Annotated in this window: 13 protein-coding genes; 1 reads left to right on the top strand and 12 read right to left on the bottom strand. The window is 67.2% G+C overall.

What is annotated here, in order from left to right; genetic code table 11:
* Positions 1-49: 49 nt before the first annotated feature.
* The 10 genes from FJV41_RS29485 to sucC all read right to left on the bottom strand — a co-directional run bounded on the left by FJV41_RS29485 (position 50) and on the right by sucC (position 8,426).
* Positions 50-1,948, bottom strand: coding sequence for an AAA family ATPase (locus tag FJV41_RS29485; protein ID WP_141645908.1), 1,899 nt, complete (start codon positions 1,946-1,948; stop codon positions 50-52).
* 93 nt (positions 1,949-2,041) lie between these two features.
* Complete coding sequence (rplS, locus tag FJV41_RS29480; RefSeq protein WP_141645907.1) at positions 2,042-2,425, bottom strand: 50S ribosomal protein L19; 384 nt, start codon at positions 2,423-2,425, stop codon at positions 2,042-2,044.
* Between the two features lie 122 nt (positions 2,426-2,547).
* Positions 2,548-3,291, bottom strand: a complete 744-nt coding sequence (gene trmD / locus FJV41_RS29475; RefSeq protein ID WP_141645906.1) for a tRNA (guanosine(37)-N1)-methyltransferase TrmD — start codon at positions 3,289-3,291, stop codon at positions 2,548-2,550.
* The gene (gene rimM, locus FJV41_RS29470) at positions 3,288-3,851 is read right to left on the bottom strand and encodes a ribosome maturation factor RimM (RefSeq protein WP_141645905.1); all 564 of its coding nucleotides are present in this window, start codon (positions 3,849-3,851) and stop codon (positions 3,288-3,290) included. The genes trmD and rimM overlap by 4 nt, the downstream gene beginning before the upstream one ends.
* Complete coding sequence (locus FJV41_RS29465; protein ID WP_141645904.1) at positions 3,848-4,132, bottom strand: KH domain-containing protein; 285 nt, start codon at positions 4,130-4,132, stop codon at positions 3,848-3,850. Before FJV41_RS29465 ends, rimM begins: the two co-directional genes overlap by 4 nt.
* A 26-nt stretch (positions 4,133-4,158) precedes the next feature.
* Positions 4,159-4,422: a 30S ribosomal protein S16 gene (gene rpsP / locus FJV41_RS29460; protein WP_141645903.1), complete on the bottom strand. Its 264-nt coding sequence runs from the start codon at positions 4,420-4,422 to the stop codon at positions 4,159-4,161.
* Between the two features lie 89 nt (positions 4,423-4,511).
* Positions 4,512-5,648 carry a dual-specificity RNA methyltransferase RlmN gene (gene rlmN, locus FJV41_RS29455; protein ID WP_141645902.1) on the bottom strand — a complete coding sequence of 379 codons (1,137 nt, stop codon included), beginning with the start codon at positions 5,646-5,648 and terminating at the stop codon, positions 4,512-4,514.
* A 205-nt stretch (positions 5,649-5,853) separates the two neighbouring features.
* Positions 5,854-6,297, bottom strand: coding sequence for a nucleoside-diphosphate kinase (gene ndk / locus FJV41_RS29450; RefSeq protein WP_141645901.1), 444 nt, complete (start codon positions 6,295-6,297; stop codon positions 5,854-5,856).
* A gap of 31 nt (positions 6,298-6,328) precedes the next feature.
* Entirely contained in the window at positions 6,329-7,225 is an 897-nt protein-coding gene (gene sucD, locus FJV41_RS29445) for a succinate--CoA ligase subunit alpha (protein ID WP_141645900.1), read from the bottom strand.
* 40 nt (positions 7,226-7,265) lie between these two features.
* A complete protein-coding gene (sucC, locus tag FJV41_RS29440) occupies positions 7,266-8,426 on the bottom strand; it encodes an ADP-forming succinate--CoA ligase subunit beta (RefSeq protein ID WP_141645899.1) in 1,161 nt (386 codons plus the stop codon).
* A gap of 321 nt (positions 8,427-8,747) precedes the next feature.
* On the opposite strand from sucC, the gene FJV41_RS29435 reads away from it, so the two are divergent.
* Positions 8,748-9,836, top strand: a complete 1,089-nt coding sequence (locus tag FJV41_RS29435) for a S41 family peptidase (protein ID WP_141645898.1) — start codon at positions 8,748-8,750, stop codon at positions 9,834-9,836.
* A gap of 160 nt (positions 9,837-9,996) precedes the next feature.
* Here the strand turns inward: FJV41_RS29435 and sdhB are convergent, their stop codons facing one another.
* Both sdhB and sdhA read right to left on the bottom strand, forming a co-directional pair.
* Positions 9,997-10,803 (bottom strand): succinate dehydrogenase iron-sulfur subunit, encoded by an 807-nt coding sequence (sdhB, locus tag FJV41_RS29430; RefSeq protein ID WP_141645897.1) that lies wholly within the window; start codon positions 10,801-10,803, stop codon positions 9,997-9,999.
* Between the two features lie 80 nt (positions 10,804-10,883).
* Positions 10,884-12,761, bottom strand: a complete 1,878-nt coding sequence (gene sdhA, locus FJV41_RS29425) for a succinate dehydrogenase flavoprotein subunit (protein ID WP_141645910.1) — start codon at positions 12,759-12,761, stop codon at positions 10,884-10,886.
* Between the last annotated feature and the right edge of the window lie 40 nt (positions 12,762-12,801).

Genomic DNA, 12,801 nt, shown 5'->3' with positions numbered 1-12,801 from the left:
CCCCATACCCCCACCGTCCTCCCCCACGGAGGACACCTTCCACATCGGACTACACGTTAACCGTGCCGTCCGACATCTGGGCGAAGCCAGGGTGCGGGGTGACGTGGAGCACCTGCGTCAGCGTGCCCAGGTGCTTCAGCATCCGGGCGATGAGCGGCAGCTTCACTTCCTCGACGCCGGCGAAGACATCCTCGAGGACGAAGGGTCGCTTCACGCGCGCGCTCCCCTTCTCCACCACCGTCATCCGCAGCGCCAGGTAATACAGGTCCAGGTCCTTCGGCGGAATCTCGCCCACCGGTACCCGTCGCCCGCCCGCGAGCGCGAAGGCCCGACCCTCCTTGTCCCACTCGACGCCCTGGTAGCGGCGGTCCGTGAGCGCGGTGAGGTACTGGACGCAGCGATCCTTGAGCATGGCCTGCACGCTCAGCACATCCGTGGTGAAGATGTCCGCGGCCTGTGCCAGCAGCGCGGGGGAAGGATCTTCCAGCGGCTCCGCGGGCGCGGGAGCACCATCCGGTCCGGCAGCGGCCGGCGGAGGTGGCGCCTTCGCCAGCGCGATGGACTCCTTCACCCGGCCGAGCTCCCGCTCCACCTCGCGAATGTCGCGCACGTAGGAGCCCTTCTGAATGAGCTCCGCGTTGAGTGCCTCGAGCTGGTCCTTCAGCGCCTGGCGCTGCGTGGACGCGGCCACGAACTCGGGGTCCGCCTCCACCGCCGCGAGCTGATCCTTCAGCTCCACCACGCGAGCGGCCAGCAGCTCCTTGCGCTCCAGCGCGGCGGGAATCTCGTCCAGGCTCTCCACGCCGAGTGCCTTCTGCGCCATGCGCACCGGCGCGGCCTCGGCCTCGAACTCCTCGTGGATCTTCTTCTCGCGCGCGTCGAAGCGACCTTCCTTGCTGCCTCGCTGCGAGGACTTCTGGAGCTCATCCACGTAGCGCAGCGCGACGAACGCGGAGAAGCCGAAGGCGGGGATGTCCAGCAGCGCCAGGTAGCGGAACGTGCTGTCGATGCCGAGCCCCAGACCCAACCCCAGCCCGAGAAACAGCACGCCCACGGCGATGCCGACCCAGAAGCCACGGTCCTCCGTCAGCGGCTCCACCGAGTCCGGAACGTCCGCCGCGTCCGCATCCCGGTCCGCGCCGAGCCGGACCAGCGCATCGTCCCGCTTCGCCACCACCTTGGAATAGCGCTGCACCCGGTTGAGGATGTCCTGGGGAAGCCCCAGCGTCTGCGGCGTCGGCGCGGCCCGCCACGCATTCTCCGCGTCGTGGATGGCCACCTTCAGCCCCTCGGTGCCCTTCAGGCGCTGATCCGCGTCGAAGATCTGCGAGGACAGCCCGTCCACCTTGAACTGGAGCCCATCCACCTCGCGCGCGGAGATGAGCTCCGCCTCCAACGCGCGCGCCTTCGCCTCGGATGCGGCGATGTCGTCGGAGGGCGCGACGGTGGAGGCGGACGCCAGCGAGGGGAACTTGCCGGACGCCTTGGGATCCACGGCCTTGGCCGCGGCCTTGCGCGGACGCCGGGATGGAAGCTGCCCCACCTGGAGGCAGTAGAGCTGCTCGAAGGTCGTCCGCGGAGGCAGCCCCACCTGCCCGCGCATGAACTGGTTCATCTCCGAGGCATCCGACGACACCAGCTCCGGCTGCTGCGTCGCCTTGTTCAAGCGGTGCAGCGTCCCCGAGCCGCCCAGCTCCCGCAGGACCCGGTACGTCGCACCATCCACGCCCTGGAAGGTCAGCGCGGCCTTGCCGGACTTCGCACCGGGCGCGATGAAGGAGGCGTCTCCGCCCCGACCGTCCGCGAAGAGCAGCGCGAGCAGGACTCCCGCGAACGGGCTCGCCTCGGCCGAGGGCGGCTTGAGGACAAGGTACCCGGACTTCAGCGAGAAGCGGCCCGCGGGAGTAAAGCCCCGGACATTCTGGACGGCGACCTCGACGAATTGCATGGCCGGCGCATGTTACCGCGAATGAAAAAAGGAGCGCCCGGGATCGGACGCTCCTTCTCACGACGGCCCGTGGGCCGACGAGGACTCAGGCGCTCAGGAGGCCTTGGCGGCCTTGGGGGCCCTGTCGGGATCTTCCTGCACGTCCACGCGGGCCGCCTTGCCCTTGAGGTCGCGGAGGTAGAACAGGCGGCTGCGGTTCACGCGGCCACGCGAGAGGACCTCGATCTTCTCGTAGCGGGGGCTGTGCAGCGGGAAGATGCGCTCCACGCCGACGCCGAAGGACACCTTGCGGACCGTGAAGGTGGCCCTGTGGCTGCCCGAGGTCTTCCGGATGACGGTGCCCTCGAACGCCTGGACGCGCTCCTTCTCGCCCTCCTTCACCTTCCAGAAGACGCGCACGGAGTCACCAGAACGGAACGAGGTGACGTCCTGGCGCAGGTACTTGGCCTCGACGTGCTGAATGGCGCTGTTACGCATGACAGACTCCAGTAAAGCGGAAGCTAACGCGACGATGAACGCGTGAAAGAGCGGGCCGTACTACCAGAGAGAATGGTGTCGGACAAGCCCGCTGAAGCCCAATCCACTGAGAACCCCCAGGGTTACAGGTCTTCCTCGCGGCGAGCCAGCAGTTTTTGATCCGCCTTGGACAACGTCAGGCGGGAGAACAAGTCGGGCCGGCGCTCTCGTGTGAGCACCAGCGATTTCCAACGGCGCCACCGGGCGATGCGGGCATGGTCTCCCGACTGGAGGGCGGCGGGCACCTCGACCTCCCGGAAGACGGGCGGGCGCGTGTACTGGGGATGCTCCAGCGTGCCCTCCTCGAAGCTCTCCGACACCGAGGACGCCACGTTCCCCAGCACCCCGGGGACCAGCCGCGCCACGGCGTCCACCACCGCCATCGCGGCGACCTCCCCACCGGTGAGGACGAAGTCTCCCAGGGACAGCTCCCCATCCAGGTAGCTCATCACCCGCTCGTCCACGCCCTCATAGCGACCACAGACGAGGATCAACCCCGCCGTGTGGGAGACAAGCTCACGTGCGGCGGCCTGGGTGAACGTCACGCCGCGAGGGCTCATCAGCAGCACCTTCGCGCCGGGCAGTCGCGCCCGCGCGGCTTCAATCGCGGCGATCAGCGGCTCGGGCTTCATCACCATCCCAGCCCCGCCCCCGTAGGGAGCGTCGTCCGTGACGCGATGCTTGCCCTCCGCGTACTCACGGATGTCGGTGATGGTGGTGGAGAGCAGGCCCTTCTCCTGGGCCTTGCCGAGGATGCTGGCCCCCAGGTAGCCGGTCACCATGCCGGGGAACAGCGTGAGCAGCTCCACCGGATACGGCGGACTCACTGCTCGGACCCGTCGGGCGCATCCTTGTCCGCGTCGCGGCGGCCGACTTCCACGTACTCGGGAGGGCGGATCACGATGCGCCGCGCGGCGATGTCCACGGTGGGGACGAACTCATCCGCGAACGGCACCACCAGCTCCTGCCGCCCCGCAGCGCGGATCACCAGGTTCGGCACCTCGCCGGTGGCCCAGATCTCCTCCACCGTTCCCAGGGGCGTGCCGGCCTCGTCCACGGCGGACAGGCCCACCAGATCGCCCTGGAAGAACTGGCCCTCTTCGGGCGGCTCCAGGTCCTCGCGGAAGACGAACACGGTGGAGCCCACGAGCGACTCGGCCTCCGTGCGCGTCTCCACGCCCTCGAAGGCGACGATGTCCTCTTTCGGCGTGGGCCGCAGCTCCTCCATCTTGAGGTCGCGTTCCACGCCCGCCCGGGTGCGGATGCGAACCCGCTCGACGGTGGCGAGCGTCTCCGATCCTGGATCAAACGGACGCACGGCCACCTCGCCGCGCAGTCCGTGCGCGCGCGAGATGAAGCCCAGCTCAAGCAAGGGGTTCGGAGTCACCGTGACGTGTCCGGTGCGGCGGCGGGCTGGCCGCTGGCCGCATTGCGCCGGTCGTCGAGGATCTCCAGACGAACCTTCTGGCCTGACTTCTGAGCCGCGGCATTGAGCAGCGTCCGGAGGGCATTCACGGTACGCCCATCACGGCCGATGACCTTGCCAACATCCTCGGGGGCGACCTTCAGCTCATAGAGCCGCGCGCCGTCCACCTCGGAGATGCGCAGGCCCACCTGGTCCGGTTGATCGACCAGGGCCCGCGCCAGATACGTGAGGAGTTGCTCCACGTCCGCTCAGTACAGGCGGTCGCGGATCAAGCCGCGGGGGTGGACTTGGGAGCCTTCGCGGCGACCTTGATGAGGTCCGCCACGGTCTCCGACGGCGTCGCGCCCGTCTTCAGCCAGTAGTTCAGCCGCTCCTCGTTGAACTCCACCTTCGGGGGGGTGATGTTCGGGTCGTACGCGCCAACGGCCTCGATGAACTTGCCATCCCGGGGGTTGCGGGAGTCGGTGGCGACCACGTGGTAGTAGGGCTTCTTCTTGGCGCCCGCGCGGGCAAGACGGAGGACGACGGCCATGGAGTACTCCAGCGAACAGGTTACGACGATGGAAACGGGGTGGCGCTCTTAACGCCGCACCCGCCGGATTGTCAAGGAAGCTCGGGACTTTATGTCGTGCTTTCGGCTGCGGACGCCTCACCACGATTGGCGAGCTGCCCGCAGGCGCCAGCGATGTCCCGGCCCCGGTTCTTGCGGATGTAGGCGGACACGTGACCATCCGACAGGATGGCCCGGAACTCTTCCGCCCGCTCTTCCGCGGTGGTCTGGAACCCCAGACCCGGGTTCTCGTTGTAGGGAATCAGGTTGACCTTCGCCGGAATTCCCTTGAGCAGCTGGATGAGGCGGTGCGCATCCTCATCGCTGTCGTTGAAGCCCTGGATGAGGACGTATTCGAAGGTGATGCGGCGTCCCTGGCGCAGCGGGAACTTGCGACACGCGTCCAGCAGCGCGGCGATGTTCCACTTGCGGTTGACGGGCATCGTCTTGCTGCGCTGCTCGTCGGTGCTGGCGTTGAGGGAGATGGCCAGCTTCACGTCCGTCTCCTGGCCGAAGCGCTCGATCATGGGAACGAGGCCGACGGTGGAGACGGTGATGTGGCGGTGGCTGAAGTTCGGCCCGTCCTCGGACTGGAGGATGGAGAGCGCCGTCTTCAGGTTTTCAAAGTTGTGGAGCGGCTCGCCCATGCCCATGAACACGAGGTTGGAGAGCGGGCGCAGCGTCTCGTGGCCCTCGTTCTTGCGGACCTCGCGGTTCACCGCGTGGACCTGGGCGACAATCTCGCTGGGCGTCAGGTTGCGCTTGAGGCCCATGGTGCCCGTCATGCAGAAGCCACAGGCCATGGCGCAGCCCACCTGGGTGGACACGCACAGCGTCCTGCGGTCCTCGGAGGGCATGTAGACGGACTCGATGTAGCGCCCGTCCCGCGTCTTCCACCGGTACTTGATGGTGCCGTCGATGCTGCGCTGCTCCAGGTCCTTCACCAGCGGGACGATCTCCGCGGCGACCCTCAGCTTCTCGCGCAGGACCTTGGACAGGTCCGTCATCTCGTCGAACGACGTGACACCGCGCTGATGCAGCCAGCGGTAGACCTGGGGGGCACGGAAGGCGCGCTCGCCCAGTTGCTCGGTGACGAAGCGGGTGAGCGCCTCCAGCGACAGGCTGGCCACGTCCACGAGCTTCGCGGGCGCGGGCGCCGGCAGTGGCTCCGTGACAGGAAGAGAGGGGGTGGCGGAGGTCTCGGTCATCGTCGTCGCGCTATTGAACGGTAAGGCCCGGGGCGTCCCTTCCCACACCTGGGCACGACAAGTCAAAGGAGCGCACGCTCCCTGAGTCCTGCTCCAGGCATGAGCACCCCTCCCCTGCCCCGCTGGAAGGCCAACGGCCCGGGCCAGCCCCTCGCGGGTGCCGACACCGGGCCGTCAGTCAGAGGCCCCTTCCGGGGCCTGCCGCCTACTTCTTGGCGGTGTACTCGTACGGCTGGACTTCCGTCTCACGGAAGAAGTACGCGATCTCGTTCTTCGCGTTCTCCAGGCTGTCGGAGCCGTGCACCGTGTTTTGGTCGATGCTGGTGGCGAAGTCCTTGCGGATGGTGCCCTCGGCCGCCTGCGCGGGGTTGGTGGCGCCCATGATGTCGCGGTTGCCCAGGACGGCGTTCTCGCCCTCCAGCACCATCAGGACCACGGGGCCGGAGATCATGAACTGCACCAGGTCCTTGAAGAAGGGCCGGGCCTTGTGGACCGCGTAGAAGCCCTCGGCCTCCTTCTGGGAGAGCTGCTGGAGCCGGATGGCGACCGGCTTCAGACCCTTCTCCTCGAAGCGGCTGATGATCTTCCCGATGACGCCCTTCTGCAGACCGTCCGGCTTGATGATGGACAGCGTACGCTCGATGGCCATTTTGACTGGCTCCTTGTGCCCCTGAGGGGTGTTAGCGCTTCTTGGGGCCGCGCTTCACGGCCTCCTGGAGGGTGGTGCCCAGCTCGGCGGGGCTGGCGGCCATCACGATTCCCGCGGCCTCCATCGCCTTGATCTTCTCCGTCGCCGTGCCCTTGCCGCCGGAGATGATGGCTCCCGCGTGGCCCATGCGCTTGCCCGGAGGCGCCGACTGGCCGGCGATGAACCCGGCGATGGGCTTGGTGAACTCGCGAGCGACGTACTCCGCGCCCAGCTCCTCGGCGCTGCCGCCGATCTCACCAATCATGATCACCGCGTCCGTGTCCGGATCCGCGTTGAACAGCTTCAGCACGTCCACGAAGTCCGTGCCGTTGACCGGGTCTCCGCCGATGCCCACCGCCGTCGACTGGCCCAGGCCCAGCTGCGTGAGCTGGTGCACGGCCTCGTACGTCAGCGTGCCGGAGCGCGACACCACGCCGATGCGGCCCGGCTTGTGGATGTGGCCCGGCATGATGCCGATCTTGCACTTGGCGCCGGGGGTGATGACACCCGGGCAGTTCGGACCGATGAGGCGCACGCCCGGCTTGCCCTGCAGGTAGCGCTTGGCGCGCACCATGTCGAGGACCGGGATGCCTTCGGTGATCGTGATGATGAGGGACACGCCCGCGTCAGCGGCCTCCATGATGGAGTCCGCGGCGAACGGGGGCGGGACGAAGATGACGGACGTGTTCGCGCCCGTCTGCTTCACGGCGTCGGCGACCGTGTTGAACACGGGAACCTTGCCCTCGAAGCTGGTGCCGCCCTTGCCCGGCGTGACACCGCCAACGAGCTTCGTGCCGTACTCCAACATCTGCTTCGAGTGGAACGAGCCCGCCGAGCCGGTGATGCCCTGGCAGAGGACCTTCGTGTTTTCGTTGACGAGGATGCTCATGGCGCTCCTTCAAAAAAGTGTGGGCGATGAAGCGCGCGGACTACTTCAGCGCGGCGACGGCCTTCTCGGCCGCCTGACGCAGGTTGTCCGCCGGGGTGATGGCGAGGCCGGAGTTGCGCAGCAGTTCCTTGCCCTGCTCCACGTTGGTGCCTTCCAGGCGAACGATGAGGGGCACTTTGAGCTGAACTTCCTTGGCCGCGGCGATGATGCCGTCCGCGATGACATCGCACTTCATGATGCCGCCGAAGATGTTGACCAGCACAGCCTTCACCGCGGGGTCGGCCAGGATGAGCTTGAAGGCCGCCGTCACCTTCTCCTTGCTCGCGCCGCCGCCCACGTCCAGGAAGTTGGCCGGCGAGCCGCCCACCAGCTTGATGGTGTCCATGGTGGCCATGGCCAGACCCGCGCCGTTCACCATGCAGCCGATGTTTCCCTCGAGCGCGATGTAGGCCAGATCCCACTCCTTGGCCTGCGTCTCACGCGCGTCCTCTTCCGCCAGGTCCCGGTACGCCAGCAGGTCCTTGTGGCGGTAGATGGCGTTCTCGTCGAACGTCACCTTCGCGTCCAGCGCCACCACGCCGCCATCCTTCAGGATGACCAGCGGGTTGATCTCCACCAGGGACGCATCCGTCTCGATGAACATCCGGTAGAGCGCGGTGCAGAACTGGGCGAACTTGTTCACCGTGGGGCCGGACAGGCCCAGCCCGAAGGCCAGATTGCGGCCCTGGAAGTCCAGGAAGCCCACCGCCGGGTCCACCGTCTCGCGGAGGATCTTCTCGGGGTGCTTCTCCGCCACTTCTTCAATCTCCACGCCGCCCTCGCGGGACGCCATGAAGGTGACGCGGCTGGTGACGCGGTCCAGCGTCACGCCCAGGTACAGCTCCTGGCCGATGGCGAGACCTTCTTCGATGTAGACCTTGTGGACCTTCGTGCCTTCCGGCCCGGTCTGGATGGTCTTCAGCATCATGCCAAGCATCTGCTTGGCGAGTTCCTTCGCCTCGGCGGGGCTCTTGGCCAGCTTCACGCCGCCGCCCTTGCCTCGGCCACCGGCATGGATCTGGGCCTTCACCACGACGACCGGCGTGGCCAGCTCCTTGGCAGCGGCCTCCGCGTCATTCGGCGAGAGGGCGAGAATTCCCTTCGGCGTGGGCACACCGTACTTCCGGAAGATTTCCTTGCCCTGGTACTCGTGGATCTTCATCGAGGCTCCATGTGGAGACGAGGGGGACGACCCCTTACAGGCGTCAGCGCGTGGCCCTCATTGCGCAGAAACCGACGGATGGCAAGGCCGTTTGACCCGGCACACACCGCGGTGCGGCAGGCTGTGGACAGCTGATAACCAGGAATGTCCGGGTAGATGAGGACGCCTTCACCGCGTCCGAACTCCGAGCAACGGAGCAACAAGGCCCGAGCACGCACGAAGCCCCACGACCAGGGAGCCAGGCCCGGGGACGGTATGACCCGGGTCGCCACGCGTTCCGTGTCGCAGCCGTGACGTGTTCCCTCCAGGAGCCTTCGCCCCATGTGCTTGCGCCCGTGGCACCTCGTCGCCGTGGCACTGCTCGCGTCCCCTGCCCTTGCGTCCGCGGCCGAGCCCGCGAAGCCGCTGGTGCTCAGCGCCACGGAGCGCACGCGGATCATCGAGGCGGTGCTCGTGCAGGTCCGCGCGAGGCATCACTCCCCGGAGCTGGGAGAGCTGGCGCACCGACTGCTGCGCGCGAGATTGAAGCGCGGGGACTATGACGCCATCACCGACCCGGAGCGGTTCGCGGAGGTCCTTACCGTGCACCTCGAGCAAGCCGGACAGGACGAGCACTTCGTGGTCATCCACAGCGCGAAGCCCGTGCCGACGAACGTTCCTCTTCCCTGGGAGCCCGCACCGGCGCACATCGAAGCGTGGCGCGCCGAGCGCGAGGCGATTCACACGCGGCAGGCGCGGTTCGACGCGCGGGGCATCACTCGGGTGGAGCGGTTGGAAGGCAATGTCGGCTACCTTCGAATCTCCCGATTCCCCGACGAGAAGCTCGCGCGTGATGCCACGGCGGCGGCGATGACCCTGCTGTCCTCCACGGACGCGCTCATCGTGGATCTGCGCGGCAACGGCGGCGGCGATTCCAGCCTGGTGGCCCACTACCTCGCATGGCTCTTGCCCGCGCCCGTCCGCGTGCGTGACACGGTGTGGAGAGGCCGGGAGACGACCTCGCTCCACACTCCGACCGAACCCCTGGCGGGACGATACGGAGACAAGGAGGTCTACCTCCTCACGGACAAGGACACGTTCTCCTCGGCGGAGTTGTTCGCGTATGACCTCCAGGCGCGCAAGCGCGCGCGGGTGATCGGTGAGAAGACGCGCGGCGGTGCCAACACGGGCGTGGTGCTTCCCGTGGACGAACACTTCCTCGTCGGTGTCCCCATGGGACGCACCGTCCACGCCGTGACTCGGGCGAACTGGGAAGGCACCGGGGTGACTCCAGACGTGGCCGTGCCTGCTTCGGAGGCGGTGCGCACGGCGTACGCCGCCGCGCTCGACACCCTCGTGAAGCAGGCCACGGAGCCCGAGCAACTCGCAGAGCTCCAGTCCGCGAGGAAGAGCCTCGACCCGCCACGCTGAGCCCGAGCAACTCACGGAGCTTCGCACCGCCCGAAAACCGCGGACCGCCACGCGAAGCACGCGCCACTCCATGCCATGCGCATCAACGGCAACGGCCCCATGCCGTGTCCCAGGGACACACGCATGAGGCCGCTTGGCCTTCACGGGAACAACAGCCCCGTCACCCCGGACCGCTGTGACCCTTCTTCTCCTCTTCCTGCGAGAAGAGGTCCTTGATGACCAGCTTGGTCACCTGACGGTTCATCATCGCGATGGAGGTGGTGAGCGGAATCTCCTTCGGGCAGACCTTCACGCAGTTCTGCGCCTTGCCGCAGTCCTGCACGCCGCCGGGCCCCATGAGCGAACGCACGCGCTCCTCGGAGTTCAACTTGCCCGTCGGGTTCATGTTGAACAGGCGAGCCTGGCTGATGGCCGCCGCGCCGACGAAGTCGTTGTCCATGGTCACCTGGGGGCACGCCTCCAGGCAGCTTCCACACGTAATGCATGTGGAGAGCACGTACATCGTCGACTGGTCCACCGGCGACTGGCGCGGGCCCGGCCCCAGGTTGTGGGTACCGTCCGTGGGAATCCAGCCCTTCACCCGCTTGAGCGCCTCGAACATCCGGCTGCGGTCCACGGCCAGGTCCCGGACCACGGGGAACTTGCTCATGGGCTCCAGGGTGATCGGCTGCTCCAGCTTGTCGATGAGCGCCGAGCACGCCATGCGCACCCGCCCATTGATGTTGATGGCGCAGCTGCCGCAGACCTCTTCAAGACACGCGGCGTCCCACACCACGGGGGGCACGCGCTTGCCCTCCACCGTGACGGGGTTGCGCTGGATCTCCATCAGGCACGAGATGACGTTGGCGCCCTTGCGATAGGGAACCTTGAACTCCTCGTAGCGGCCCGGCTGGTCCGGAGCGTCCTGCCGCCAGATTCGGAAGGAGATGGATTGGGTGCTGACGGCGCCTGCCTGTGCGGTGTCCATGTGGCTCGACCCTTCACTTCCAAGTCAGTTACGGGGACCCGCGCTCTCACGCGGGCCCACCCAGAAAGTTCCCCGGTGCCTTACGCGTACCAGCGCGGCTCGGGCTTCAGCACCGGCGTCGGGACGTCCTCGTAGGAGATGTTCGGCCCCTCTTCCGCGTACTTCGCGATGGTCGTCTTCGCCCACCTGTCATGCCGCGCCTGCCACAGCGCCATCCACGAGGGATCGTCGTTGGGGTCCTTCGTCTTCGGCTCGGGCAGCGAGAAGTCCGGCTTGTAGTGCGCGCCACGGCTCTCGTCGCGCAAGAGCGCGCTGGTGGCGATGACCTCGCCCAGCTCCAGCATGTTCCAGAGCTGGTTGGTGTACGACAACGACCGGTTGGACGAGTTGCCCGTGTCCAGGACGTTGACGTTCTTCCAACGGCTCTTCAGCTCGCGGATCTTGTCCACCGTCTTCTTCAGCCGGTCGTTGTAGCGGACGACGGTGCAGTTCTCCGTCATCACGTCGCCCAGTTCCTGGCTCAGACCGTAGGGATTCTCCGCGCCGGCCATCTTCTTGATGGTCCCGAACCGGTCCTCCCAGTAGCGCTTCGCATCCTGGAAGTACTTCTCCGGCATGGCCGCCGCGCTCGTCGTGTTGCTCTTGGCGAAGGACGCCATGGCCGGGCCGCCGATCATCCCCGAGTAGATGCAGGAGAGCAGCGAGTTGGCGCCCAGGCGGTTGCCACCATGGAACGCGTAGTCCGCCTCGCCCGCGGCGTAGAGGCCCGGGATGTTGGTGGACTGGTTCTTCGGGCTGCCCTCCAGCGGCGTCAGCGTCTTCGAGTCCGCCTCGAACTGAACGTACAGGCCGCCCATCGAGTAGTGCATGCCCGGGAAGATGACCATCGGCGTGACGCGCGGGTCGTCACCGACGAACTTCTCGTAGATCTCCATGACGCCCTTGATCTTGGCGTCCAGCGTCTTGGCCGGGATGTGCGTCACATCCAGGTACACGCCGTCCCTGCCCCCGATGCCCATGCCCAGGTCGCGGCAGACGATGAAGATCTCCCGCGTGGCCACATCGCGGGGGACCAGGTTCTTGTACTTGGGGTACTTCTCCTCGAGGAAGTACCAGCGCTCGCTCTCCGGGATGTCCCGGGGGCCGCGCGTGTCGCCCTTCTTCCGAGGCACCCAGACGCGGCCACCCTCGCCGCGCACCGACTCGCTCATCAGGCGCAGCTTGTCCTCGCCCGGAATCGACGTCGGATGCACCTGGATGAACTCACCGTTCGCGTAGATGGCGCCCTCCATGTAGGCGCGACCCGCGGCGGTGCCGGTGTTGATGATGGAGTTGGTGGAGCGACCGAACACGATGCCAGGGCCGCCCGTGGCCAGGCACACGGCCTCCGCCGGGAAGGTGCGGATCTCCATGGTGCGGAGGTCCACGGCCACGCTGCCGATGCAGCGGCCCCCCTCGTCCTTCACCGTGCCGAGCCACTCCCAGTACTCGTACTTGGTGACCTTGCCCTCGGCCTCATAGCGGCGGACCTGCTCGTCCAGCGCGTAGAGCAGCTGCTGGCCCGTCGTCGCGCCGGCGAAGGCGGTGCGGTGGTGCAGCGTGCCGCCGAAGCGGCGGAAGTCCAGCAGGCCTTCCGGCGTGCGGTTGAACGTCACGCCCATGCGGTCCAGCAGGTAGATGATGCCGGGGGCCGCGTAGCACATGCCCTTCACGGAGATCTGCTCGGCCAGGAAGTCGCCGCCGCGCAGCGTGTCCTTGACGTGGATCTCCGGGCTGTCGCCCTCGCCCTTGGTGTTCACCGCGCCGTTGATGCCACCCTGGGCGCAGACCGAGTGCGAGCGCTTCACCGGGACGAGCGAGAGCACATCCACCTGGTGGCCCGCCTCCGCGAGCTTGATCGTCGTCATCAGCCCGGCGAGACCGCCGCCCACCACTGTGAACCGCGCTGCTGCTGCCATCATCGTCTCCTTGACTGCCGGGACATCGGACACGCCTGCC

This window comes from Myxococcus llanfairpwllgwyngyllgogerychwyrndrobwllllantysiliogogogochensis, from assembly GCF_006636215.1.
GTDB lineage: Bacteria > Myxococcota > Myxococcia > Myxococcales > Myxococcaceae > Myxococcus > Myxococcus llanfairpwllgwyngyllgogerychwyrndrobwllllantysiliogogogochensis.
The sequence above is the reverse complement of the archived record's forward strand: the minus strand, read 5'-3'. Positions and strand labels throughout refer to the sequence as shown.